Below are 25389 nucleotides of genomic sequence, written 5' to 3'. Positions count from 1 at the left end.
TGCGAAGCATACATGACAGGTTATCGCGCAGCAATCACTGATTTACCGAAGCAAGACGCTTCCCGAAACCCGTTGACGGAACCGCAGTCGGTCCATCCAAGCCAGTCCGCGCATAAACAAAAACCCCCGCCGAGGCGGGGGTTTTCTGGCAACACCTGCAGCGAGAAGCTGGCTCAGGCCGACTTTTTCTTCGGCGCAGCTTTCTTGGCAGCAGCCGGCTTGGTCACCGTCGACTTGGCGCCAACCACGGCAGGCTGCACGCCATGCGCACGGGAATTGCCGTAGCTGCCGCGATTGGTCTTGCCGCGACGGGTCTTGCGATCGCCCTTACCCATGGGAATTCCTTGAATTATTGAATGTACGGCCTGCCATTATAGCAGCCTCCAGGCTAAACGGCATAGTCAGTGATGCCCATGGCCGTTGCAGTCCCCTGCCGGATCAGGACACGGCCCCGGATCGATCTGCACGGTGACGTGCCGGATCGAGAAACGTTCCAGCAGCGTGCGCTTGATGGCATGCAACACCATCACCCCGTCGGCGCCCTCATCCAGCTCGGCATGTACGGTAGCCATGCGCGAACCTGAAGCGAGCTGCCAGACATGCAGATGATGAATATCGCAGATGCCCGGCGCCGCCGTGCGCAGCGAAGCCTCCACCGCGTGGGTGTCGATGCCGTCGGGCACCCCTTCCAACAGAATATGCGCCGACTTTCGCAGTAGTCGCCACGCGCTGTTGAGGATCAGCAGCGAAACCAGCAACGACAGCAGCGGATCGGCCCACAACCAGTGGAACCAGCGAATTGCCAGCGCCGCCAGCACGGCAGCCACCGAACCGAGCAGGTCACCCAGCACATGCAGGCTGGCTCCAGCCAAATTCACGTCGTCATGCGCGTGTCCGTGCAGCGTGCGCAGCACCAATGCATTGACCAGCAGCCCCGCAACGGCAACCACCAGCATGACGCCCGAGAGAATCTCGCCGGGATGACGCAAGCGCACCGCTGCCTCCCAGGCGATCCACGCGACCAGCACGAATTGGCTCAACGCATTGACGAAACCGGCCAGCACTTCCATCCGGCCGTAGCCGTAGCTGCGGCGCGCGTCGGCGGGCCTGGTCGCCATCCACGCGCCAACTACAGCCAGCAACAGCGCCAGCGTGTCGACCATCATGTGCGCTGCATCGGCAAGCAAGGCCAGCGAGCCGGACCACAGGCCGCCAATCACCTCGACCACCATCATGATGCTGGTCAACACCAGTGCCAGCAGCAGCTTGCGACTGCTTCCGCCGGCCGCCGGACCATGCTGATGGGCTCCGTGTCCCTGCGCCGGTGAATGCTCGTGCTCGTGCTCGTGGGGGTGATGCTGAGGATGATTCATGCGCGCATGCTAGGAACCCGCGCCGCCGTTACACAATCACCACGCGTCAGTGCGCGCACTGCGGACCGTGCACGTGGACGTGATCGTCGTGGCGGTCCAGCCGCAAATTGGTGAAGTGCGCCGCCGCCAGCAGCAAGCCGCCAGTCGTCACCAGCACGCTGTGGAGGATCGGCGTACCCACGTCGATGAAGATAATGCCGAGCAGCAAAAGCGACAGCCCCGGCACCGCCAAACGCAGCGGCAAGGCGCGCCGATGCCGCAGGTAGCCGCGATACAAAACCAACCCGGCCAGCCCGCAGGCACACAGCACGAAGATGCGCTCGAAGCGATGATCGGCAAGAAACTCCAGACCAACCAGCGGCAACAGCGCGAGCACGAACGGCAGCAAGGCGCAGTGAATCGCGCACAGGAACGATGCGATCGCGCCAACGCGATCAGCGAAATGCCACCAACGGGATTTGTTCGACTGCTCGGAATTCATTTTTACGCCCCGGCGTCACCAAACGTGGCCACTCTGTCCCCGGCGGCGCCATGTTACTTTATAACATCAAAACCTGCCATCCCTTCCCGTGCCCCTTCAAGCGTCACGACAATGCTTGCAGGTGCCATGCACTTCCAGCGTCTGCGCCTGCGGGCGGAAGCCGAGCGCCCGTGCCTGCGCCTCGATCAGTTCAGCCACTCGTTCATCGCAGACTTCCTGCGCACTCGAACAGACGTCGCAGATCAGGAACGGCACTTGATGGGCTTCGGCGGGGTGGTGGCAGGAAACAAAAGCGTTGATCGATTCCAGCTTGTGAATGAAACCGTTTTCGAGCAGGAAGTCGAGCGCGCGATAAACCGTGGGCGGCGCCGCATTGCCGTGCTTTTCGCGCAATTGATCCAGCAGGTCGTAGGCCTTCACTGGCTTGTCGGCAGCGGCGACCAATTCCAGCACTTCCTTGCGCAACGGAGTCAGACGCAGGCCGCGTTCCTCGCTGGCATGTTCCACGGCTCGCACAAAACCCTTCGCGTCGTCGTGATGATGCGCGTGGTGATGGTGTGGATTGCTGGCTGAATCCTGGCTCAAAAGGTCACCTCGTGGAAATCATACACTGCCACCAAATTACCGCCGGCGGCGTGAAGAGGGCAGCGGCGGCGGTCTGGGTCGCGGCAGCTGGCGGGGTTTGCACAGGACGACGATCCAGCCGATCGGGCCCAGCACCCATGCCCAGACAATGCCTTCCAGCAATCGTCCGCGCCACCAGCCCAGTAACGCTCCGACCACCACGAACAGCAGGTTCCACCAGAAGATGGCGGCCCAAGGCACCGTATTCAACAGATTGAAGAAGACGTGCCAGAACGCACCCGGCGCCTCCAGATCGACACCTTCGGCAGCCTTGGCCAGCCATTCGTCCATCGCGCGCTCAGTGCGTCATCGACGTGGCTACAGAATCAGCCGCGGGCAAGAGCGATGGCGGCATCGATACGCTTGATCGCCTCCACGCGACCAGTCAAATACAAGGTCTGGTCGATCGACGGCGAGACCTGGGTACCCGTGATGGCCACACGCAGCGGCTGGGCGATCTTGCCCATGCCCAGTTCAAGCTTCGCCGCCACCTGCTCGATCACCTGATGAATCGGCTCCGGCTGCCAGCTGCAATCCAGCAGCAATGCTTTCGCCGCTTCCAGCACACTTACGGCGGTGTCGTTCTTCAAGTGCTTGGTGACTGCCTTGTCGTCCCACTCGAGAATCGGGCCGTACCAGATCGCCGCACGCTCGGTCATTTCCTTCAGCGTGTGCACCCGATCGCGCAGCGCCACGATGACTTCGGCCGGCGCGGGGCCGTGGCTGAAGTCGATACCGGCGCGCTGCAGGTGCCATTCAAATTCGGCCGCCAGCGACTGTGGCTCGTCGGTCTTCAGATAGTGCTGGTTTAGCCAGGCCAGCTTTTCGGTGTCGAAACGCGAGGCGGCCTTGTTGCAGTCACCGATGTCGAACAGGGCAATCATCTCCTCGCGCGAGAAGATTTCCTGATCGCCATGCGACCAGCCCAGCCGCACCAGGTAATTGAGAATCGCGTGGGGCAGAAAACCATCGGCGCGATAATCCATCACGCTGACCGCGCTGGTGCGCTTGGACAACTTCTTGCCTTCCTTGTCCAGAATCATCGGCAGGTGCGCAAACTCCGGCACCGCGGCGCCCAGCGCCTTGTAGATGTTGATCTGGCGCGGCGTGTTGTTGACGTGGTCGTCGCCACGAATCACCTCGGTGATGCCCATGTCGATGTCGTCGACCACCACCGCGAAGTTGTAGGTCGGCCAGCCGTCGGAGCGGAAGATCACCAGATCGTCCAGCTCCGTATTGGCCCATTCGATGCGCCCCTTCACCTTGTCCTCGAACACCACCGAACCTTCGTGCGGGTTGCGGAAGCGGATCACCCGGTTCGCGTCTTCACGGAAGGGTTCGTTGCGATCGCGGTAGTAGCCGTTGTAACGCGGCTTCTCGCCCGCGGCCATCGCCGCCTCGCGCATCGCCTCGATCTCCGCCTTGCTCTCGTAGGCGTAGTAGGCGTTGCCGGCAGCCAGCAACTGGTCGGCTACCTGCTTGTAACGCTCCAGCCGGTGGGTCTGGTAGAACGGACCTTCATCGGCATCCAGATCGAGCCAATGCATCGCATCGAGGATCGCCTGCACCGCTTCGTCAGTGGAGCGCTCGCGGTCCGTGTCTTCGATGCGCAGAATGAATTCACCGCCACGGCGGCGCGACTCCAACCAGCAGTAAAGTGCCGTACGGGCTCCGCCGATGTGCAGGAAACCGGTGGGACTGGGGGCAAAGCGGGTGCGTACGGTCATGATCTTTTTCGAAAGGGACGGAGCGAAGCCATGGATTTTAGCCGATACAGCAGCAACAACCGCGGCCGGAGGCGGCAGATCCGCCATGCTCTGATCTGCACAACCACCATCGCACTGCTGGGTTGGCTTTGCGCAGCTCAGCCTGCACGGGCCGACAACCCCGGTTACGACCGTCCCGGTTACGGATTCACGCCGGTCGTGCTTGGTCCCGGCGACATCACACTCGAACAAGGTCTGCCCGACTGGAGCCTGACGAAGCAGGATGGCGCAACCAGCGCGCAATACACCGCTGACAGCCTGCTGCGCATCGGCCTCGGCGACTCGCTGGAACTGCAGCTGGGCAGCTCACCGTGGAATGCGCTGCGGCAAACCGGCAACGATGGTGTGGCGCGCTACCGTGGTCATGGCGACAGCAGCCTTGGCCTCAAGCTGGCACTGCCCTCTTCCGCCACTTCGTTCAGCTGGGGTCTGCTGGCCAGCGTGGAATTCACGGACGGAGCGCAGGCCTTTCGCAGCGACCGCCGCCAGTACCTGTTCGGCGCGCAGTTCAACCTGCAAGTCAATGAACGCAATGGCCTGGGTCTGTACCTGCAGGATGTCCGTAACGGTGGCCTGAACAACACCACGCTGGCACTGGGCGACAACTACAGTCTGAGCAGGACGCTCGCGCTGTACGTCGAAACAGTTGCATTGCATGCACCGGATCAGGGCAACGGCACGCTGGCAGGTGCTGGCCTGACCTGGATGATCAATCCGCGTGTGCAACTGGATGCCGGCTTCGATCACCGGCTAGGGGGCGTGGCGCCGCGCTGGCAGAGCAACCTCGGCGTTTCGATCTATTTTGGTCGCTGATCAGCAACGACCGCGACCACGCGTCAGCGAACCTCAGTACGCACCGGGCATGCATCCCCAGGAGGTGCACCAATACATATTGGGGTTCACGTAACTGCCGCGAAGAAGCACGGCGCGACCGTCCTTCAACGACAACGGCGCGATGGCTGAACGCTGATCGCCAAGGTCGATCGTGGGCATGTCCTGCGGCTGCCGCTGTGCGCTGATCAGGACGAATCTCACTTCAATCAGCGGGTGATGACGCGCCGCATGGCCCGAGCTTCCGCTAGCCGTCGTCTGTGGCGCAGACAGTGGCGCGGGATCAACGACAGCCATCGACAGGCGGGGTATCACCAGAGCGATGAAGCACAGAAGATATTTCATGAGGTTGCTCCCGAATCACTGGCTGCAAACTGGAGACTTGCCTGCCGCAGGACCATCGTAGTCCCTTTCCATCCTTGCGCCGCGTCTTTCCATCGCAGACCACACCCCAGTCACATTGCAAGCACACGGGAGACCCCAAAGGAAGGCGCCGAAACAAACCATCGACGCGCACTGTGGGTTGCGCCACGAACACGTGTTGGCGACGGGCCGTACAAAATGTACGCACGCCGTCATTACCTCGTTTGCGCTCAGACAGATAGCTTACTTGTCCACAGGCTTTACCGCGCTGGCTCCACAATCGCTGTGGAAAACTTCGCGTGACTGAGCAAAGAATAGACAATGTGAGGCAAGTGCCTGCCAGCCAACAAGGAATGCATGTTGTCCACAGGCTTGTACAGAAGGCACGCACAATCGCTGTGGAAAACTGTTGCGCGGATCGTGTTCGCGCAACTCGGCAGTTGCATTTCCCGCCTGCGTAATTCGTGACCACCGCGTAGCAAGTGACTGATCGACAAGCGACGAATCGGGCTTGTCCACAGGCTTTACCGCAACACTTCCACAGCCGCTGTGGAAAACTCTGCAACGAATACAACGATGCCGCCCGAAGGCGGCATCACTCACAATCGGCCAGCATCCCGAATCAGGCGGCGCGATCAGCCTTGGTCAGAATGCCGAGCAGGTCGGCCAGCTTGTCCCGCATCTCGCGACGGTCGACGATCAGATCAATCGCACCGTGATCGAGCAGGAACTCCGAACGCTGAAAACCTTCGGGCAGGGTTTCGCGCACGGTTTGCTCGATCACCCGTGGGCCGGCAAAACCGATCAGCGCCTTCGGCTCACCGATATTGATGTCACCCAACATCGCCAGGCTCGCAGAAACGCCACCCGTGGTCGGGTTGGTCAACACGCTGATATACGGCACGCCGGCATCACGCAGGCGCGCCAGCGCAGCCGAGGTCTTGGCCATCTGCATCAGCGAGAACAGTGCCTCCTGCATGCGCGCACCGCCGGTGGCGGAGAAGCACACCAGTGCACTTTTGTCGGCCAATGCACGCTCGGCAGCACGGGCAAATTTCTCGCCGACCACCGAACCCATGGAGCCGCCCATGTAGGCAAACTCGAACGCCACCGCCATCAACGGCCGGCCCTTGAGCTTGCCGCTCATGGCGACCATCGCGTCTTTCTCGCCGAGCTTTTTCTGGGTGGCGATGATGCGATCGCGATACTTCTTCGAATCGCGGAATTTCAAGGGATCGGTGGGTTCCAGGCTGGCCCACAATTCCTGGGCGGAGCCCTCGTCAAGCAACGCACCGAGGCGCATGCGCGCACTGATGTAGTGGTGATGATCGCACTTCGGGCAGACCATCAGGTTGCGCTCAAGCTCCGGCTTGTAAAGCACCGTGCCGCAGCCGCCACACTTTTCCCACACACCTTCGGGCACCGAACCCTTGCCGCCTTGGGTACCGGCACCCTGCGGTCGGGTGCGCGGATTCATGATTTTCTGCAGCCAATTCATCGCAACACCTCAAACGTTTCCTGACCAGAAACGGTCAGGCGACCGTTTCAGTGTGCATCGAGCGCCGTACGGATCGGCTGCAGAAACTGTTGCACGCGAGCCGCGATATCTGCCGCATCCGTGGCACCTGCCAACCGTTCTACCAACGCACTGCCAATCACCACCGCATCGGCGAACTTGCCAATCGCCACGGCGCTGGCCGCATCGCGAATGCCGAAGCCGACCGCTACGGGGGCACTGGCGCGGGCGCGAACCTCGGCCACCCGTGCAGCAATGTCATCCGTACTCAACTGTCCCGCCCCGGTGATGCCGGCGAACGACACATAATACAGGAAGCCCTCGGCCGAACTGCACAGCTGCGCCATACGCGCGGGTGCGGTGGTTGGCGCGGCCAGCAGAATCTGCTGCAATCCCGCATCGCGTAGCGGCTGGAATACCGCCGATTCCTCCAGCGGGCAATCCACCAGCAATAAACCATCCACACCGGCTGCCACAGCTTCCTGCCCGAAGCGGGCATAGCCGTGAATCTCGACCGGGTTCAGATACCCCATCAGCACGATCGGCGTATCCGCATCGCGTTGACGGAACGTACTGACCCAGGCCAACACTTCGCCCAGACCAACCCCCTTGGCAATCGCCCGCTCGCTGGCGTGCTGAATCACCGGACCATCGGCCATCGGGTCGGAGAACGGCACGCCCAGTTCGATCAGATCGGCGCCGGCATCGACCAGTGCGTGCATCAACGCGACCATATGCTCGGGTGCAGGATCGCCGGCGGTAACGAACGGGATCAGGCCGGTACGACCTGCACTCTTGAGCGTGGCGAAGCGACGGTCGATGCGGCTCATGAGTGCGAGAAACGAGTGAAGAGGAGTGAGCAACGAGTGTTCATGACGATACCTTGCCGAAGTCGTGGAGGTTGATGGGGTGCGCGTTGCCGTTCTCGCATTTCTGACTTCTCGCCACTCTTTCCTCACTCATACCTGGACTCCTTCGCGCGCCGCAATCGTGTGAACGTCCTTGTCGCCACGACCGGACAAATTGCACAGTACGATGCCGTCCTTCGGCAGCTCGCGCGCCAACTTCATCGCCTGCGCCACCGCGTGACTGGACTCCAGCGCAGCAAGAATGCCTTCGGTACGCGCCAGCAAGTGGAATGCTTCCATCGCCTCGTCGTCGGTTACGCCGACGTATTCGGCGCGCTCGGCATCCTTCAGGAACGCATGCTCGGGGCCGACGCCGGGATAGTCGAGTCCGGCCGAAATCGAATGGGTCTCGGTGATCTGTCCGTTGTCGTCGCACAACACGTAGGTGCGATTGCCGTGCAGCACACCGGGCCGCCCGGCAGCCAGCGACGCCGCGTGGCGGCCGGTGGCGATGCCTTCGCCTGCCGCCTCGGCGCCAACCATGCGCACATCCGCGTCATTGAGGAAAGCGTGGAACAGCCCGATCGCATTGGAGCCGCCACCCACACAGGCGGTCAACACGTCAGGCAGGCGGCCGTATTGCGTCAGCATCTGTGCGCGCGCCTCGCGCCCGACGATCGCATTGAAATCACGCACCATCTTCGGATACGGATGCGGACCGGCCACCGTGCCGATGATGTAGAACGTGTCCGTCACGTTGGTGACCCAGTCGCGCATCGCCTCGTTGAGCGCATCCTTCAACGTCTTCGAGCCGGAGGTTACCGGCACCACTTCGGCGCCCAGCAGCTTCATCCGGTACACGTTGATTTTCTGCCGCTCGATATCCACCGCGCCCATGTAGACCACGCACTTCATGCCGAAGCGCGCCGCCACGGTGGCGCTGGCCACGCCGTGCTGGCCGGCGCCGGTCTCGGCGATCACCCGCTGCTTGCCCATGTGCCGCGCCACCAGCGCCTGGCCAATGGTGTTGTTGATCTTGTGCGCGCCGGTGTGATTCAGGTCCTCGCGCTTGAGCAGGATGCGGGCACCGCCGACATGTTGCGACAGCCGTTCGGCGTGATAGACCGGGCTGGGCCGGCCGACGTAGTGCTGCAGGTCGCGATCGAGCTCGGCAATGAAATTCGGGTCCTGCCGTAACCGCTCGTAGGCTTCGCCAAGCTCGGCCAGCGGCGCCATCAGGGTCTCGGCAACATAGCTGCCGCCGTAGTCACCGAAGCGGCCGTGCTCGTCGGGCCAGCGGTGGTAGTCCTGGATCGTGGGCATGTGCGAATTCCTGTGCGAAAAACTGATATACGCGCCGCGTGGCGCTTTTGATTGGCAAAGCATAGCTCAGACGGAACGGGCCAAAAAAGCGATAAGATCGCCACAACTTGTCAGGAATACTCACAAATGGCCGAGCGCGAACTGCCGCCCTTGAACGCCTTGCGCGCCTTCGACGCGGTGGCGCGCCTGCGCAGCGTCACGGCCGCCGCAGCGGAGCTGCACGTCACCCATGGCGCCGTCAGCCGGCAATTGCGACTGCTGGAGGAAGCACTCGGTCGACCGCTGTTCGTACGCCAGGGCCGAGGACTGACACTGACGGATGCCGGCCTCCAGTTGCAGGAAGGCGCCAGTCTCGCCTTTGGGCAGTTGCGCGAGAGCTGGGGCAGCCTGCGCCAGGGTGTGGCCACTGCGCCGTTTGTACTCGGTTGCTCCAGCAGCCTGCTGGCGCGCTGGGTGATCCCGCGACTGGATCGACTCAGTCGCGACTTGCCCACCCTGCCCTTGCATTTGTCCGCACAGGAATCCGCGCCCACCAGCGAACTCGATCGGCTCGACGCGATGTTGCTGCTGGCCGCTCCGCCGTGGCCGGCCCAGTGGCACGTAGAAGTACTGGCGCCGGAACATACCGGCCCGGTGGTCAGCCCCGGCTATTCCGGTTGGTCGCGATTGCAGGGGCAATCCGCCGATTGCCTGCTGGACGAACCGCTGCTGCACACCACATCACGCCCGCAAGCATGGCCCGAGTGGCTGCGAGGCATGGCACTGCCAGCACCACGCGCCGCAGCGGGGCCGAGCTTCCCGCACCTTTACCACCTGCTGGAAGCGGCGATTGCCGGATTGGGCGTGGCCATTGCGCCGGCACCGCTGGTGGCCGACGACCTTGCCAGCGGCCGGCTGGTCGCGCCGTGGGGCTTCCAACCGACCACGGCGGCGTGGATTCTGGCCACGTCTCGGCGAACGCCTGACCCACGCACGGCGTTGCTGGCCGACTGGCTGCGCAAGGAATTGGCGGGCGGCTGATCAAGCCAGCTGGTGCCGGGAATACTCAGCGAAGAGATGGCGGGCGTTCCACGTCGACCTGGCGAACGGCACGGACGAATGCCCTCAGTTTGTCGGCATCCTTGATCCCGGGTTCCGATTCAATCCCGCTGGCCACATCCACGGCCCACGGTTGCGCCATCCGGATCGCTTCAGCAACATTGTCTGGATCGAGTCCACCGGCCAGGATCAACGGGCAGCCAAGTTCCGCCGGAAGCATCCGCCAGTCAAACGTCTTGCCGCTGCCACCGGCCTCGCCGGGACTGTGCCCGTCGAGCAGGATCGCCGCTGCACGAGGATGTTCGCGGAAGCGTGGTGATGTCGTGGCACCGCCTCCCATCGCAATCGCCTTGACGAACGGATGCCCGAACTGCGCGCACCACCCGTCGCTCTCGTGACCGTGAAACTGCAGCAGTGTCGGACGCACCTCGTCCAGTACCTGCCGCACCAGACTGGCATCATCATCCATGAACAGCGCCACCGTGCTGACAAACGGTGGCAGCGCCTCGACAATCGCACGCGCCTGCCCCAGCGACACGCAGCGCTTGCTGCGCGCGGCGAATACCAGACCGATCGCATCCACGCCCAGCTGCGCCGCCAGCAACGCGTCTTCGAGGCGGGTCATGCCGCAACATTTGATCCGGGTCATGACTGACTCACCTCCATTGGCAATCCCCAATGACGCTCGTAACGCGGACCGATGAACGTCAGCCCCGAGGCCGGCGCGGTGGGGCCGGCAACCTGGCGGTCGCGGCCGGCGAGCAATTCGCCCAGCCATTCGATCGGCCGCTCGCCGCGACCAATCAGCAGCAGCGAACCGACAATATTGCGCACCATGTGATGCAGGAAGGCGTTCGCCTCGATCTCGACAAACAACTGCTCGCCCTCGCGTCGCACACTCACCGCCAGCACCGTGCGCCGGGGGTGCGCAGCCTGGCAGGACAAGGCACGGAACGCACTGAAGTCATGTTCGCCCAGCAGCGACTGCGCCGCGGCATGCATGCGTTCGGCATCCAGCGGCAGCCGCTCCCAGGTGACGTAGCGCGCATCCAGCGCGGCGCGCACCTGTCGATTGAGAATGTGATAACGATAGCGCCGGCTGCGTGCCGCATAGCGCGCGTGGAAGCTGTCCAGCACCGGTTGCGCCCACAGCACAGCCACGCTGGTGGGCAGGTTCGAACACGTTCCCAGCACCCAACTACGCATGTCACGTTGCGCCTCGGTATCGAAATGCACGACCTGGCAGCGACCATGCACACCCGCGTCGGTACGCCCGGCGCAACTGACCTCGACCGGATGCGCCGCCACCTTCGACAGCGCCTGTTCCAGTGCACCCTGCACGCTGGCATCCGCCTTCAGCCGCTGCCAGCCGCAGAAGTCGGTGCCGTCGTATTCAATACCCAGGGCAATACGCATGGATCGTGCAAAACCTGTTCGGAAACAGCAAAGATTAGCAGGCCAAAACGACATCGGGCCGGCTAAGCCGGCCCGATGCGCAGTCAGCGAAGCGGGAATCTCAAGCCAGACTGTCCAGCAAGCGCTTCGCCGCGTCCTGTTGCGTCTGGCTGCCTTCCTTGATCACTTCGCCCAGCATGGCACGAGCCCCCTCGGCATCACCCATGTCGACGTAGGCACGCGCCAGATCGAGCTTGGTATCCACCGGATCATCGCTGAAGTTGCCCAAGCCCTCGCCATCGTCCGCCAGATCCGAACTGTTGGTCGACTCATCGAAATTCCAGCTGGAAACCGGCTCTGTCGGCTCTGCCGCAAGCGGCGCAACCACGGTGACATCTTCCGGCGCCGTTGCAACAGGAGCGGAAGCTGGCGCGTCAGGCGCCGGGTGGGTGAGGTCAAAATTGAAGTTGTATTCGCTGACCTTTTTCGGGCCCGCGCCGGGCAACGGCGGCATCGACGAAACGACCGTGGGTGCATCGTCTGCAGCCGAATAGTCGTCGATATTGAACGCGCCATGGCCCTCGTCATCGGCATGCGCTGCCGGTTCTTCGTGGTGATCGAACAGCGGGTGACCCGGCGCCAGGTCTTCACCCATGTGCACCACGTCCTGCCACTCATCCTGCTGTGGATCGGTGATATGGGCGTGCATCGCCTCAGCCGCCGCCTCGAAGTGCTCGACGTCACGACGCGAGTAATACAGCGTGACCAGCTCCAGATGCAGATAGATGTCGTCCGGATGCTCGGCCAGTTGGTCAAGCAGCTCGTCCTGGTCGGTGTCGTCGCCCAGCAGATCGTGTCCGGCACCACCATTCGCCGAGCCGAAGCGATCGGCCAGCGACGAGGATGCCTTGGGTGCTGCTGCCGCAGCCGGTTTGCGCCGACGACCCAGCATGGCCAACAAGATCAGCAACACCGCTACGCCGGCGCCCGCTGCCCAAGCCCACGTCTGCATGAACCAAGGCTGCTCTTCGACCGCTGCCGGCGTTGCCATCGGCTGCTTGACGGCACTCTTGGTAGCCGGCTTCACCACTGGTTTTGCCGGCACCACGACCGGCACGGGCGCAACTACCGCAGTGGCTGCAGAAACCGGGGTGCTGGCGGCCGTGGACGCGGCTGCCGGCGTGACGGTGGCAACGACCGGCGTGTTCGCCGCATTCGCCACGGTACCGGCGCGCGCCGGCTCCTTCTCAACAGGCACCACCGCAACGGCCGGTGTCGCAGCCGGCTTCACCGCACTTGCTGCCGCCGCCGGTGCAACCTTGGCGCCAGCATTCTTCTGCGCCGCGGCGAGCTTGGCCTGCAGTTCGGCAATCTCGCTGTCCTTAAGCGACAGCAGCCGCTCATTCTTGCTGTTGATGTCGCCCAGATCTTTCAGACGCGTCTTCAGATCCGAGCTCTGCTGCTGAAGACTGGCCAGGCTCTCCTTGGATCGCAGCAGATCCTGCCGCAAACTGGCACTGGATTTGTCATTGGAACCCGCGCCCTGACTGCTGCTACCACTGCCCTGCTTCGCCGGCACCAGCGCGAGTCGGTCACCGGTATCGGCAGCGCTGGTGGGCGCAGCAGAAGCGGCAGTGCGAGCCGCGGCATCAGCCACCACCGTGGGCTTGCCCGGCACGCCGGCACGCCAATCACTGTTCTGCCGACGAACCTCGGCAACAGCTGCGGCGATCGTCATGGCTTGTGCTTCGGCCGTGCTCGGCATCCGCAGCACCGCGCCAGTCTTCAGCGCGTTGATATTGTCGCGGTAGAACGCATCCGGATTGGCCTGCTTGATCGCCAGCATCATCTGCTGCACGTCGACACCGGCAGGCGCCGCGTCGCGCGCGATGCCAGACAAGGTTTGTCCACGGCTGACCGTGCCGATCTGGCCATCATTGGGCACCGCTGCGGAAGCTTTCGGTGCCGGCGCGGCAGCAACCGGTTTCGGCTGAGCGGCGGCGACCGGTGCTGTAGCGGCCGGCTTCGGTCGCTGGGCAGGCTGAGCGGGCGCAGGCGTTGCCGCCACAGCAGCTTTCGTCTGCGCATTCGGCGGGTCCAGCAGGATCGCGTACTCACGCACGCTCGTGCCGGCCTTGCCGTTCACTTCAATCAGCAGATCGAGAAACGGATCGTCTATCGGCGCCGTACTGGTAATGCGGATCACCGGATGGCTGCCGCCGGCATTGGCCACACTGAACGTCAGCGGGATCGAGGTCCGGCCGCCGACGATGCCGGCGCGCGCGAATTGCTCGCTGGAAGCCAACCGGATCTGCAGATTCTGCAGTTCCGCCGCATTGTCTGGATGGAGCGGGATCTCGGCCAGCAGCGGCTGACCCAGCGCCGACTTGATCTGGACCTGGCCCATATCCATGGCCATCGCCTGACTGGTACCCAACGCCAACGCGATCAACATCGACAACTTCAACGAACGATTCATGCGTGTTCCCCCGAACGATCCAGACGCAAATCTCTCAAATTGGCATGGCCGCGACAGCGACTACAGCCCCAAACGATGTGCCACTTTAGTTATATGAGGGCCAATCAACAATAGGCGTGGCGAATACTTGCAGCGTATTGCTGTGGTGTGTTCTCACCGCGGCACCACAATTCAGTGCTGCCCACCAGAAGGAGGCGGCTGCAATGCCTGCAGTTGCTTTTGCAATTCGGCGATTACCTGGTCCTGCTGCTGCAGTCGCTGACTGGCCCGCTGGCTGTCCAATTCCTGCTGATGAACGTCCCGTTCCAGGCGCCGGACCTGCGCCTGGCTCTCCACCAGTTTCCGCTGCACCTTCAGCGGCGCGGGCGTGGTTGATTTGGCGTCTTGATGCACCGACGCCGGGCTGGTGGCCATGACCACGCCCGACGAGATGAATGCAGAAAATACAATAACTTGGATACAACGCATTCTAGAGATAGTCCTCAATCAACAATTCGGCGATCTGCACCGCATTGAGGGCGGCGCCCTTGCGGATATTGTCCGACACAATCCACAGATCCAGCCCGCGTTCGTGCGAAATGTCCTCGCGGATGCGACCCACGAAAACCCCATCGGCACCGGCCGCTTCACCCACCGGCGTGGGATAACCGCCCGGCTTGCGCTCGTCCACCAGCACCACGCCCGGCGCTTCGCGAAGCAGCTCGCGAGCTTGTTCAGCGGTGATCTTGTCGCTGGTTTCGATGTGCACGGCTTCGGAATGGCCATAGAACACCGGCACCCGCACGGCGGTCGGATTCACCTGGATCGACTCGTCTTCGAGGATTTTACGGGTCTCCCACACCAGCTTCATTTCCTCTTTGGTGTAGCCGTTGGGCTGGAAATCGTCGATCTGCGGAATCACATTGAACGCGACCTGGGCCGGAAATTTCTTGCCCGGCTCCACGGTTTGGAAGTTCAACAGGGCCGCGGTCTGCTTGCCCAACTCTTCCATACCGGTGCGCCCAGCACCGGACACGGATTGGTAGGTAGCCACGTTGATGCGCTCGATCTGCACGGCGCGGTGAATCGGCGCCAGCGCCACCAGCATCTGCATGGTCGAGCAGTTCGGGTTGGCGATGATGCCGCGGTTGGTGTACTGCGCGATCGCGTGCGGATTGACCTCGCTGATCACCAGCGGGATGTCATCCTGGTAGCGGAATTCCGAGGTGTTATCGATCACCACCGCACCGGCAGCCGCCGCACGCGGCGCGTGATCGCGACTGACCGAGCCACCGGCCGAAAAGAAGGCAATGTCGACGCCTTCAAAATCATAGGTATCCAGCAGTTGCACGGTGATGTCCTTGCCGTCGAAGCTGACCTTGCCGCCGGCCGAACGCTCGCTGGCCAAGGGCACCAGTTCGCTGACCGGGAAATTGCGCTCGGCGAGAATCGCCAGCAGGGTCTCGCCAACCGCACCGGTGGCGCCAACCATGGCAACCTTGTAACTGCTCTTCTGACTCATGGGATGTCTTGCTCTCGGGAAAGGTAAAGCGCGCTGCTCACAGCACGTTCGGGTTGAGAAGGTTGGGCGGACGGCCCGCGTTGGGGCCGTGACCGAACATCGCCAGCACATTGTCCACCGCCACCGAGGTCATTGCGCGGCGAGTATCGGTGGTGGCGCTGGCGATATGCGGGCTGAGCACCACGTTGTCGAGCGTAAGCAAGGCCGGGTGCACCTTTGGCTCGCCTTCGAACACATCCAGCGCGGCACCGGCGAGGCGTCGTTCGCGCAGGGCAGCGGCCAGTGCCGCATCATCGACGATGCCGCCACGGGCAATATTGATCAGCATCGCCGTCGCCTTCATCAGCGCCAGCTCGGGCGCACCAATGGCGTGACGGGTTTGCGTGGTCAGCGGCAGCGCCAGCACCAGAAAATCCGCTTCACGCAGCAATTGTTGCTTGTCGACATGGCGCGCGTTGCAGGCACGCTCGTCCGCCTCGGGCAAGCGGGTGCGGTTGTAATAGATCACCGGCATGCCAAAGCCGACCGCCCGCCGGGCAATCGCCTGACCGATGCGCCCCATGCCGAGGATGCCGAGTGTGCGACCGCGCACATCACTGCCCAGCCAGGCCTTGAACTCGGTCGCCTGCCAGTGGCCGTCGCGCAACCAGCGTTCGGCAGCACTCATTCGGCGCGCCGCGCCAAGCAGCAAAGCCCAGGTGTAGTCGGCCACGCTTTCGTTCAGTACGTCGGCCGTGTTGGATACGGCAATGCCGGCCGCGCTCAGCGCATCCAGGTCGATGTTGTCATAGCCAACCGCCAGATTGGCCACCATGCGCAGCCGCTCGGCGCCGGCGATCTCGGCGGCGCCGATGCGATCCTTCAGCCCGACGATGGCAGCGTCCTGTCCAGCCAGCCGGGCCGCCAGTTCGGACGGACTGAACTTGCGCTCATCCGCTTCGACGGTCACCTCGAAATACGGATCGAGCCGTGCTATGACACCCGGAAAGGTAGGACGGGAAACCCATACGCGCGGCTTGTCAGTCATCGACGTGGTTCCGGTTGCGACGATTGAAGTTCAGGCAATGCGCGGCTCGACCGCCCCCACATCGCCACATTGCGCGCGATGGCGCAAGGCGTGATCCATCAGCACCAGCGCCATCATCGCCTCCGCGATCGGCGTGGCGCGAATGCCGACACAGGGGTCGTGCCGCCCCTTGGTGACCACATCCACCGAATCACCCGCCAGATTCACGCTGTGACCGGGAATCAGGATGCTGGAGGTTGGCTTCAAGACGATCGACGCAGTAACCGGCTGACCGCTACTGATGCCACCGAGGATACCGCCCGCATGATTGGACGTAAAGCCGTCCAAACGCATTTCGTCACGGTGCTCACTGCCGCGCTGACTGACGGCGGCGAAGCCGTCACCGATCTCGATACCCTTGACCGCGTTGATCGACATCAAGGCACTGGCCAGATCACCATCGAGCTTGCCGTAAATCGGCTCACCCCAACCCGGCGGCACGCCATCGGCCACCACGTTGACGCGCGCACCGACCGAATCGCCGGATTTGCGCAATGCATTGATATAGGCTTCCAGCGAAGGCACCTGGGCCGTATCCGGCCAGAAGAACGGGTTCTGTTCCACCGCGTCCCAGTCGAAAGAGTCAGGCGCCACATCACCGATCTGCGCCAGAAAACCGCGCACGCGCACACCATGCCGCTCAGCCAGCCATTTTTTCGCCACGACGCCGGCGGCCACGCGCATCGTGGTTTCCCGCGCCGACGACCGGCCACCACCGCGTGGATCGCGGATGCCGTACTTCTGCCAGTAGGTGTAATCGGCATGCCCCGGGCGGAACGTCTGCACGATGTCGCCGTAATCCTTGCTGCGCTGATCGGTGTTGCGAATCAGCAGCGCGATGGGCGTGCCGGTAGTCTTGCCCTCGTACACGCCGGAAAGAATTTCCACGTCATCCGCTTCGTGCCGCTGCGAGGTGTAGCGACTGCGGCCGGTGGCACGGCGTTCGAGATCATGCCGAAATTCCTCCGCGGCGATGGCCAGCCCCGGCGGGCAGCCGTCGATCACGCAGCCGATCGCCGGCCCATGACTTTCGCCGAATGTGGTGACGGTAAGGAGTTTGCCGAACGAATTGCTGGACACGGGGTTTGGACGTCCACAGGATAACCGGCACAGCTTACCCGTGATGAGCCCCGCCTGCCTGCCGCGAGCGCCACTCTTGTTGCAACAGGGCGAAAATCACGTCATCGACCCACTCGCCCTTGAACCACAGGCTCTCGCGGTGATGCGCTTCCTGGCGCATGCCCAGCGCTTGCAGCATCGCCATACTGGCGAGGTTGCGCGGGTCAACCGAGGCATGGATGCGATGGCGGCCAAGCTCGTCAAAGACGAAGGCAAACAACGCGCGCACCGCCTCGCTGGAATAGCCACGTCCCTGGTAAGCCGGCGCAAGGCTCACGCCGAACTCGACCGAATCCTGCGGGTCTTCCGGCAGGCACACGCCCAAGTCGCCGATCAGCGTGCCGTTCTCACGTAAACGGATGGCACGCTGAAACCAGCCACTGGACGGCGACTGCGGCTGCTCTTCGATGAATTCGCGGGCCGCCGCAAGATCAGCCGGACACCAGCCTTGATAAAGCGCCACGGAAGGCTCGGCGCGGCAGGCAAACAGGCCTGCCGCATCCGCCGAACGCAGCGCGTCGATCTTCAACCGCGCCGTGACCAGCTCCATCATTCAGCGTGCGTGGCGGGCCGTGGCAGCGGCCTTGATCACGGCAGCATGCTCGACCAGGTCGCGCCGTTCCAGCGCAAACACGCCCATCTGGCCAACCTTGAACTCGATCCAGATGAACGGTACTTGTGGCAGCAGCGCAGCCAGGGCGTGCTCGCTCTCGCCTACTTCGACGATCAGCAAGCCGTCTTCGGTGAGCTGGTCGGCCGCCTCGTCCAGCATGCGCAGACACAGGTCCAGACCATCCACGCCCGACGTCAGGCCCAGCTTCGGCTCATGAGCGTATTCGCGCGGCAAGGCGGCATATTCGTCCTCGGTGACATACGGCGGATTGGACACGATCAGGTCGTAGCGACGATCCTTAACGCCGGCAAACAGGTCGGACTGGATCGCCTCGACCCGGCCCTCGAGGTGCTGGAACACGATGTTCTCGCGCGCCAGCGACAAGGCCTCGTCGCTGATGTCGACAATGTCGACCTGCCAGTCCGGGTTGTACTCGGCCATGGCAATGCCGATGCAGCCAGAGCCCGTGCACAGGTCGAGCGCGCGCTCGATGTGGCGCTCGTCCAGCCATGGCGCAAAGCCCGACTCGATCAACTCGGCGATCGGCGAGCGCGGCACCAGTGCGCGGCGATCGCTCTTGAATTTCAGCCCCGCAAACCAGGTTTCGCCAACCAGATAAGCCACCGGCAGACGCTCGCTCACACGACGCTCGATCAACGAGAGCACGTTCGCGCGTTCCTCGGCGGTGAGCCGACCCGCGCCATAGGCCGGGGGGATATCCGGCGGTAGGTGCAAACTAGCCAGCACCAGGTGGGTGGCCTCGTCGATCGGGTTGTCGTGGCTGTGCCCGAAGGTCAGCCCGGCCGCGGAGAAACGGCTGGCGCCATAACGGATGAAGTCGATGATGGTGGCAAGCTCGGCGGTCACGGCGATCCAGAGGGGCTGAAGATTGGCCAGCGATTATAAGGCCTGCGCGGGCCGCCCACCGCTTATACTGAGCCGATGACTTTCAACGTATTGCTCCAATACATCCTGCCGCACCGCGCCCTGTCGCGGGTGGTCTACTGGGCCACCCGCTGGACCTTCGCGCCGTGGAAAAACTGGCTGATCAGCACCATCGTGCGTAATTACAACGTCAACATGGCGGAGGCGGCGCAGCCTGATCCGCTGAGCTACCAGCATTTCAATGCGTTCTTCACGCGAAAGCTGCGCCCCGATGCCCGCCGGGCTGATGCCGCCGCCTCCGCACTGATCTCGCCCGCCGATGGCCGCATCAGCCAGTCCGGCGCGATCGTCGAGGGCCGAATTTTCCAGGCCAAGGGGCAGGAATACACCGCGGCCGAGCTGCTCGGTGGCGACGAGGCTGCGGCCGCACCGTATCGCAATGGCCGCTTCGTCACCGTCTACCTGTCGCCACGCGACTACCACCGCGTGCACATGCCGCTGAAAGGCACGCTGCGCGAAACGGTGCATGTTCCAGGGCGGATCTTCAGCGTGGCGCCGTTCGCGGTCGCGGCCATCCCGCGCCTGTTTGCCCGCAATGAACGACTGGTCTGCCATTTCGACGGGGAACACGGTCCGTTCGTGGTGGTGATGGTGGGCGCGATTCTGGTCTCGTCGGTCGCCACGGTTTGGGATGGCCTGGTGATTCCACCGTACGCCTCGTCGATCAAGCGAAAGTCATTCGCCGGTCAGAACATCACGCTGGAGCGCTTCGCCGAAATGGCCCGCTTCAACATGGGTTCAACCGTGATCATGTTGTTGCCTGAAGGCACGGCGGAGCTGGATCAACTCACTCCGCAACAAGCCGTGCAGGTGGGGCAGCGGCTGGGACAAGCGCAGGGCTGAACCCCCAGCCATGCCTTCAGGCGTTGACTTGGCTACCCGCGCCACCCACGAAACATCAACCAAATCATGAATTTGCCGTGACAAAATCACGATAAAGCACGGCATTTCTCGGTGACTGTTGCGCGATAGAGCAGACAAATAACTGACGCGGCACGTCAGTATGTGACGCCCAGCGCGCAATTTTGGACAAGTCCCTGCTAACATCGCGCCCCGGAGTCGTGCACAGGGGCACGGTTGAATTCAGGCACCGAGGGGAACTCATGCAAATTCTTACGCCTTTCCTTGTGATGATGCGCGCGCGCCAGTTGAGCCGCCAATTCCGTGATATCGAACGTATCGTGCGAACGCTGCCGAAGCGCCAGCGTGAACGGCTCAGCACCTTCACCCTGCGTGAAATCGGACAGGCCTCGCAGAGCGATTTTCCGCACCTGCATGGCACCGCGCCGGAAGCGCGCTACCTGCCGTGGGGGCAAGGCACCGAGGCTGGTTACGAGCGCGCCCGCTCCGGCAATGCCGAAGTGGCGATGCGCGGCATTGCCTTGTGGCTGGCCGTGGCTTATCACGAGACCAAGAATTCGCCGCATCGCAGCTTGCAAGCCCATTCCCGCCAGCTGATGCAGTTGCTGCGCGAACTGAAGGAAGTGCACGGCCAGGGACAGACCAGCACGGTCGACAGCTGGATGCAGCAGACTGCCGTCGCCTGACCGGCAGTCTGGCTCAGCGAGTCAGCGGCAAACCGGAACTTTCAATACCTGGCCGATTCGCAAGTGGCGGTGGCCGAGATCGTTCATCTCGGCAACTTCCTGCACGCTTGAGCAGTGCAGCTTGCGCACAATGCTGATCAGCGTATCGCCAGGACGAACCTTGTAGTTCTTCACATCCCGGTTCTTTGCCGGACTGGCAACGGGCGGCGCGGCTACCACGGGAATTGCTGCCTTGTGCAGGTCGTCAGCCAGGATCGGCCATGGCCCGTCGACGCAACGCGACGCATAGGCCTGCTCCAGCAACTTTGGCACCTGCAATGCCGTGCCGACGGGCTGGCTCACCTGTGGGTCGAGCCGCGGATTGAGATTGCGCAAGGTGCGGAACCAGCCGTCGTTCATGCCACCGGCCGAACCCAGGCACACGGTCAGCTCAGATAGTGAAGCTGGCCGCTGCAAGGTGATCGAGCCAGGCACTACATCGAGCTTGGGGAAACGCAGGTTGTAGCTATCCGGATGCTGGAATAGCCAGGCAGCTGCCAGCACCGCTGGCACGTAGTCACGGGTCTCCTGCGAAAGCTCGTTGTAGATGCGCGGGTCGTAGAAACTCACCGAGGTGTCGTCGCCCACGATCCGGCGCACGCGGCCTTCGCCGGCGTTGTAAGCGGCAATGGTCACTTCAAGGTTGTCGTTGAAGATCCGCAGTTGCTCGTTGATGTATTCGGCATTGGCGCGTGCGGAGGCGGCCGGATCAAAACGGGTATCGAAGCCATTGTCACTGACCAGACCGAAACGCATGCCCGTGGCGTACATGAACTGCAGCGGGCCGGCTGCGCCCGCACGCGAAACCGCGTGCACCTTGCCGCCGGATTCCTTGGCCATGATGCCGAACAACAAGGCCTCGGGAAGATCCGCCTTTTCGTAAGACGGCCACATCTGATAGCGCATGTATTCATAGTTGACGTACGCATCCATCAGCTGCGGCCGCCACTGGGTCAGCCACATCTCCAGCGCCGCCTTGACCGGACCGTTCATCGCAATCAGTTGCGACAGTTTCTGGCCATGCAGCAAGGTCACGCTACGCTGGGACTGCGGCAGGCTGGCCGCACCCGTCTTGCCGGCCACCGCCAATGCCGCCTGGGTCGGATCGACATCACCGTCCAGATCCTGCGCGCCACCGAAATCACCATCTTTCAGGCGCAGCAGATGATCGAATGTTGAAAAGAAGCGCTGCGAGTCACAGCCTGGCGTATTGCCGCATTGTGTGGCGGCCACTTTCAAACGATCCAGCGACTGCACCAGCGTGGCTCGTGACGCCGGCAGGTCGCCTTCGCGCGACTGCTGCAACGCGGTCTCGTAACCCTTGCTGGCTACATCAAGCTGGCCATACAGCGCACCAATCGCGGCCGAGGGTTTGGCCGGTCCGGCACTGGCACAGGCTGCCACCAAACTGACTGCCACAGCGAGTGAAACCAGACGCATGAAACGAACTGCAGAAAACGACGACATCACGAACCTTATTCCATGGCAAACGCCCACCATAGCGGGCGCCGGGGTTTGACTCAACGCACGCGATGTCCGGGCGGTCTGGCTACAATCGTTCCATCACCACCGGATGGAACGCCATGACCGAAATTTTGATCGGCCGCAACGACAGCGCCAGCGTCAGCCTGGACCCGCACTACGGCAACCGCCACGGCATGATCGCCGGCGCCACCGGCACCGGGAAATCCGTCTCGTTGATGGTGCTGGCGGAAGGCTTTTCGCGGCTGGGCGTGCCGTGTTTTCTGGCCGACGCCAAGGGTGACCTGGCTGGTCTGGCGATGGCGGCCGGCGAACCCGGCGACAAACTCAGGGCGCGACTGGAAAAGCTCAAACTCACCGACTGGAAGCCGCAGGCCAACCCGGTGGTGTTCTGGGATATCTACGGCAAGCTCGGTCACCCGGTACGCGCCACCATCAGTGAAATGGGCCCCACCCTGCTCGGCCGCGTGCTGGAATTGAACGACACCCAGGAAGGCGTGCTGGAAGTGGTGTTCAAGGCCGCCGACGACCAGGGCTGGCTGCTGCTGGATCTGGCCGATCTCCGTGCGTTGCTCACTTATGCCGCCGAAAACGCCAAGGCTCTGTCCACCCAATACGGCCTGATCAGCACGACCAGCATCGCGGCGATCCAGCGTGCGCTGCTGAAGCTGGAAAGCGACGGCGCCGATCAGTTCTTCGGCGAACCGGCGCTGGAACTGGCCGACCTGATGCGCCAGGACATGAGCGGGCGCGGCATCATCAATGTACTGGCCGCCGACCAGCTGATCATGAAACCCCGGCTGTATTCCACCTTCCTGCTGTGGCTGCTGTCCGAACTGTTCGAACAACTGCCGGAAGTGGGTGATCTGGACCAGCCGAAAATGGTGTTCTTCTTCGACGAAGCGCACCTGCTGTTCGACGATGCCACTCCGGGACTGATGCAGCGGGTGGAACAGGTTGTGCGACTGATCCGCTCCAAGGGCGTAGGCGTCTACTTCTGCTCGCAGAACCCCGATGATGTACCCGGCGTGATCCTCGGCCAGCTCGGCAACCGTATCCAGCACGCGCTGCGTGCATTCACCCCACGCGACCAGAAGGCCGTGAAAGCGGCAGCAGAAACCTTCGTCGTCAATCCGAAACTCAATGTCACTGAAGCCATCACCAAACTCGGTGTGGGTGAAGCGCTGGCCTCCACCTTGGCCAATGGTGGCGTGCCGACGCCGGTGGAACAGGTGCTGGTAACTTCGCCGTGCTGCCGCATTGGCGCGATTACCGACGTCGAACGCACCACCATCCGCCAGCGCTCGCCGGTGGGTGCGAAGTACGACACCACCATCAATCGCGAATCGGCCGCGGAGATGCTTGCCAAGCGTGCCGAAGACAAGGCTGCCGATGCCACGACCGTTGCCGCCGATGCACCCGCCAACAGTGGCGACAAAGCGGCCGAACCCGGCTGGGGCGGCGCCGTCCATGACGCCCTGTTCGGCACCAAACGCCGCCAGGGCATGATCGAAACGATGGGCAAGCAGATGGTACGTACCGCAGGCAGTCAGCTCGGGCGTCAGATCCTGCGCGGCGTGCTCGGTGGCATCTTCGGCGGCAAGCGCTGAAACATCAGCAACCATGTTCAGGAGCCAACTGATCATTCCGCGCCAGCCACCGTCGCAGAAGTTGACCAGCCTCGCATGAGTCGCTGGCGACCGGCAGCGCCCGGATCCACCGCGATCATCTCCCGCGCCGGTTTCGAACGACTGAAGGCCGAACTCGACCACTTGTGGCATACCGTGCGGCCGGAAGTGGTCAGGGCGATCACGGCCGCCGCTGCCGAAGGCGATCGCTCGGAAAACGCGGAATACATCTATCGCAAGAAACAGCTCGCCGAAATTGATCGCCGCGCCCGCTACCTGACCAAACGCATTCCGTTGCTCAAGGTGGCCGAAGGCGCACCAGCCAATCGTCAGCAAGTCTTCTTCGGCGCCCGCATCGAGCTGGAAAACGTCGACACCGGTGAAGTCCTGCACTACCGCATCGTCGGTCCCGACGAGACCGATGCCAGACAAGGCTGGATCAGCATTGACTCACCGATGGCCCGGGCTTTGTTGAAAAGGCGTATCGATGACGAGTTCGGCGTGGAACTGCCTGGCGGACCGGCGGAGTTCGCCATCGTCGCAGTGACCTACGAAGACTGACCGGAAGCGCAGCTCGGCATTCTCGGTAAATCAGCCAGGCTCCGGCTCGCTTTGCACGAAAACCGGTGGGTAGCTGCGACCGGCACGACGTGGCTGATAGCAAGGCGTGCTTCGATGGAAGGCTTCGTCGGCACTGTCCGCATGCCAGCCCGGCAAACCGGAAAGCGGTAGCGGGCGAAGCTCCAGCGGGTCGTGCAATAACTGGCCAGACGCCACGGCCGCGGCGCACGAGCTTCTCAGATCAGCACTCTTATCGATATGGAAAACCAGCGCCTTGCCCACCAGTAGCTTGCCCGGGTTCAAGGCCAACTCGAGCAAGGCGTGGCCAAACAGTTCCACTTGGATTGAGCCGTCCAGCCACGCCTGTCGACGTTGCCAGAACAGGCCATACCAATCATGCGCATCCCACAACGCAAGCAGTGAGGGATCACTCAGCGCGACGATCACTCCACCTTCGTCAAAATGGGTCATCGCGTATTGGGCACGCGAACGCTGCTTCGGACCCATCTGCTTCATCTCGTCGATCTGGCGTCGGTTGAGCGCCTGTTTCAGCGATGGATAGCGCAGCCAGATCATGGCGTTCAGCAGGTCGTGCCAGTTGTTTTCGCGGGTGGCAATCAGTCCGCATTCGGCGATGCGTTGTTCGTAGTGCAGGCCATCGCCGAGCAAGGCGGGCGTCTGTGCCACGAAGCGTTGGCGCGATCCGTCAGGCCAGCGTTGGTTCAACGCATCGATCGATGGCCACGGTGCGCCTTCAAGCAATTCACTGAAATCGCGCCAGCCCGCCAGCGGCATCCGCGCGAAAACCGCGGGATCGACGCTGTCGCGAGCCGGCGCGACGTAACGCATGG

General features: G+C 62.8%; 27 protein-coding genes. 6 read left to right on the top strand and 21 right to left on the bottom strand.

The annotated features are described in order from the left end of the window. Nucleotides 1-173: 173 nt before the first annotated feature. From PY254_RS09000 to gltX, 6 genes are all read right to left on the bottom strand, one after another. Nucleotides 174-335: a 30S ribosomal protein THX gene (locus PY254_RS09000; protein ID WP_281011724.1), complete on the bottom strand. Its 162-nt coding sequence runs from the start codon at nucleotides 333-335 to the stop codon at nucleotides 174-176. Nucleotides 336-401: 66 nt separating this feature from the next. Continuing rightward, complete coding sequence (locus PY254_RS08995; protein ID WP_281011723.1) at nucleotides 402-1373, bottom strand: cation diffusion facilitator family transporter; 972 nt, start codon at nucleotides 1371-1373, stop codon at nucleotides 402-404. 46 nt (nucleotides 1374-1419) lie between these two features. Next, the gene (locus tag PY254_RS08990) at nucleotides 1420-1854 is read right to left on the bottom strand and encodes a MerC domain-containing protein (protein ID WP_281011722.1); all 435 of its coding nucleotides are present in this window, start codon (nucleotides 1852-1854) and stop codon (nucleotides 1420-1422) included. Nucleotides 1855-1950: 96 nt separating this feature from the next. Continuing rightward, the gene (locus tag PY254_RS08985; protein ID WP_281011721.1) at nucleotides 1951-2439 is read right to left on the bottom strand and encodes a transcriptional repressor; all 489 of its coding nucleotides are present in this window, start codon (nucleotides 2437-2439) and stop codon (nucleotides 1951-1953) included. 36 nt (nucleotides 2440-2475) lie between these two features. Beyond that, nucleotides 2476-2769 (bottom strand): hypothetical protein, encoded by a 294-nt coding sequence (locus PY254_RS08980; protein WP_281011720.1) that lies wholly within the window; start codon nucleotides 2767-2769, stop codon nucleotides 2476-2478. A gap of 35 nt (nucleotides 2770-2804) precedes the next feature. Beyond that, entirely contained in the window at nucleotides 2805-4205 is a 1401-nt protein-coding gene (gene gltX / locus PY254_RS08975; RefSeq protein ID WP_281011719.1) for a glutamate--tRNA ligase, read from the bottom strand. 30 nt (nucleotides 4206-4235) lie between these two features. Here gltX and PY254_RS08970 point away from each other — a divergent pair, with 30 nt between their 5' ends. Then, nucleotides 4236-5057 (top strand): transporter, encoded by an 822-nt coding sequence (locus PY254_RS08970; RefSeq protein ID WP_281011718.1) that lies wholly within the window; start codon nucleotides 4236-4238, stop codon nucleotides 5055-5057. A gap of 33 nt (nucleotides 5058-5090) precedes the next feature. Here PY254_RS08970 and PY254_RS08965 read toward each other — a convergent pair whose 3' ends face one another. The 4 genes from PY254_RS08965 to trpB all read right to left on the bottom strand — a co-directional run bounded on the left by PY254_RS08965 (nucleotide 5091) and on the right by trpB (nucleotide 9125). Then, nucleotides 5091-5420 carry a hypothetical protein gene (locus PY254_RS08965; RefSeq protein WP_281011717.1) on the bottom strand — a complete coding sequence of 110 codons (330 nt, stop codon included), beginning with the start codon at nucleotides 5418-5420 and terminating at the stop codon, nucleotides 5091-5093. Between the two features lie 640 nt (nucleotides 5421-6060). After that, a complete protein-coding gene (gene accD, locus PY254_RS08960; RefSeq protein ID WP_281011716.1) occupies nucleotides 6061-6936 on the bottom strand; it encodes an acetyl-CoA carboxylase, carboxyltransferase subunit beta in 876 nt (291 codons plus the stop codon). A 47-nt stretch (nucleotides 6937-6983) separates the two neighbouring features. Next, nucleotides 6984-7784, bottom strand: coding sequence for a tryptophan synthase subunit alpha (gene trpA / locus PY254_RS08955; RefSeq protein ID WP_281011715.1), 801 nt, complete (start codon nucleotides 7782-7784; stop codon nucleotides 6984-6986). A 129-nt stretch (nucleotides 7785-7913) separates the two neighbouring features. Further along, complete coding sequence (trpB, locus tag PY254_RS08950; RefSeq protein ID WP_281011714.1) at nucleotides 7914-9125, bottom strand: tryptophan synthase subunit beta; 1212 nt, start codon at nucleotides 9123-9125, stop codon at nucleotides 7914-7916. A 126-nt stretch (nucleotides 9126-9251) separates the two neighbouring features. On the opposite strand from trpB, the gene PY254_RS08945 reads away from it, so the two are divergent. After that, nucleotides 9252-10145, top strand: a complete 894-nt coding sequence (locus PY254_RS08945) for a LysR family transcriptional regulator (protein ID WP_281015115.1) — start codon at nucleotides 9252-9254, stop codon at nucleotides 10143-10145. Between the two features lie 25 nt (nucleotides 10146-10170). Here the strand turns inward: PY254_RS08945 and PY254_RS08940 are convergent, their stop codons facing one another. From PY254_RS08940 to prmB, 9 genes are all read right to left on the bottom strand, one after another. Next, nucleotides 10171-10812 (bottom strand): phosphoribosylanthranilate isomerase, encoded by a 642-nt coding sequence (locus PY254_RS08940; protein ID WP_281015114.1) that lies wholly within the window; start codon nucleotides 10810-10812, stop codon nucleotides 10171-10173. Further along, the gene (gene truA / locus PY254_RS08935; protein WP_281015113.1) at nucleotides 10809-11579 is read right to left on the bottom strand and encodes a tRNA pseudouridine(38-40) synthase TruA; all 771 of its coding nucleotides are present in this window, start codon (nucleotides 11577-11579) and stop codon (nucleotides 10809-10811) included. Before truA ends, PY254_RS08940 begins: the two co-directional genes overlap by 4 nt. Nucleotides 11580-11679: 100 nt before the next feature. After that, complete coding sequence (locus tag PY254_RS08930; protein ID WP_281015112.1) at nucleotides 11680-14037, bottom strand: motility hub landmark protein FimV; 2358 nt, start codon at nucleotides 14035-14037, stop codon at nucleotides 11680-11682. A gap of 171 nt (nucleotides 14038-14208) precedes the next feature. Continuing rightward, the gene (locus PY254_RS08925) at nucleotides 14209-14451 is read right to left on the bottom strand and encodes a hypothetical protein (RefSeq protein ID WP_281015111.1); all 243 of its coding nucleotides are present in this window, start codon (nucleotides 14449-14451) and stop codon (nucleotides 14209-14211) included. A gap of 55 nt (nucleotides 14452-14506) precedes the next feature. Next, complete coding sequence (locus tag PY254_RS08920) at nucleotides 14507-15538, bottom strand: aspartate-semialdehyde dehydrogenase (RefSeq protein WP_281015110.1); 1032 nt, start codon at nucleotides 15536-15538, stop codon at nucleotides 14507-14509. Between the two features lie 37 nt (nucleotides 15539-15575). Further along, a complete protein-coding gene (locus PY254_RS08915; protein ID WP_281015109.1) occupies nucleotides 15576-16565 on the bottom strand; it encodes a 2-hydroxyacid dehydrogenase in 990 nt (329 codons plus the stop codon). Between the two features lie 30 nt (nucleotides 16566-16595). After that, on the bottom strand, nucleotides 16596-17684 hold the full coding sequence (gene aroC, locus PY254_RS08910) for a chorismate synthase (RefSeq protein ID WP_281015108.1): 1089 nt from the start codon (nucleotides 17682-17684) through the stop codon (nucleotides 16596-16598). A 34-nt stretch (nucleotides 17685-17718) separates the two neighbouring features. Further along, nucleotides 17719-18276, bottom strand: a complete 558-nt coding sequence (locus tag PY254_RS08905; protein ID WP_281015107.1) for a GNAT family N-acetyltransferase — start codon at nucleotides 18274-18276, stop codon at nucleotides 17719-17721. Next, nucleotides 18277-19203 (bottom strand): 50S ribosomal protein L3 N(5)-glutamine methyltransferase, encoded by a 927-nt coding sequence (gene prmB / locus PY254_RS08900; protein ID WP_281015106.1) that lies wholly within the window; start codon nucleotides 19201-19203, stop codon nucleotides 18277-18279. Between the two features lie 75 nt (nucleotides 19204-19278). On the opposite strand from prmB, the gene asd reads away from it, so the two are divergent. Both asd and PY254_RS08890 read left to right on the top strand, forming a co-directional pair. After that, entirely contained in the window at nucleotides 19279-20124 is an 846-nt protein-coding gene (gene asd / locus PY254_RS08895; protein WP_281015105.1) for an archaetidylserine decarboxylase, read from the top strand. A gap of 260 nt (nucleotides 20125-20384) precedes the next feature. After that, complete coding sequence (locus PY254_RS08890; RefSeq protein WP_281015104.1) at nucleotides 20385-20828, top strand: hypothetical protein; 444 nt, start codon at nucleotides 20385-20387, stop codon at nucleotides 20826-20828. A 21-nt stretch (nucleotides 20829-20849) separates the two neighbouring features. On the opposite strand, the gene PY254_RS08885 is transcribed toward PY254_RS08890, so the two are convergent. Next, the gene (locus PY254_RS08885; protein WP_281015102.1) at nucleotides 20850-22334 is read right to left on the bottom strand and encodes a transglycosylase SLT domain-containing protein; all 1485 of its coding nucleotides are present in this window, start codon (nucleotides 22332-22334) and stop codon (nucleotides 20850-20852) included. Nucleotides 22335-22450: 116 nt separating this feature from the next. Between PY254_RS08885 and PY254_RS08880 the strand changes: the two genes are divergently transcribed. Then, the gene (locus PY254_RS08880) at nucleotides 22451-23959 is read left to right on the top strand and encodes a helicase HerA-like domain-containing protein (protein ID WP_281015101.1); all 1509 of its coding nucleotides are present in this window, start codon (nucleotides 22451-22453) and stop codon (nucleotides 23957-23959) included. A gap of 75 nt (nucleotides 23960-24034) precedes the next feature. Further along, entirely contained in the window at nucleotides 24035-24538 is a 504-nt protein-coding gene (gene greB / locus PY254_RS08875) for a transcription elongation factor GreB (protein WP_281015100.1), read from the top strand. Nucleotides 24539-24568: 30 nt separating this feature from the next. Here the strand turns inward: greB and PY254_RS08870 are convergent, their stop codons facing one another. After that, the gene (locus tag PY254_RS08870) at nucleotides 24569-25387 is read right to left on the bottom strand and encodes a DUF3025 domain-containing protein (RefSeq protein WP_281015099.1); all 819 of its coding nucleotides are present in this window, start codon (nucleotides 25385-25387) and stop codon (nucleotides 24569-24571) included. Between the last annotated feature and the right edge of the window lie 2 nt (nucleotides 25388-25389).

It is taken from the genome of Rhodanobacter sp. AS-Z3 (assembly GCF_029224025.1).
Classification (GTDB): Bacteria; Pseudomonadota; Gammaproteobacteria; order Xanthomonadales; family Rhodanobacteraceae; genus Rhodanobacter.
This window is presented reverse-complemented; position numbering and strand designations above follow the sequence as displayed.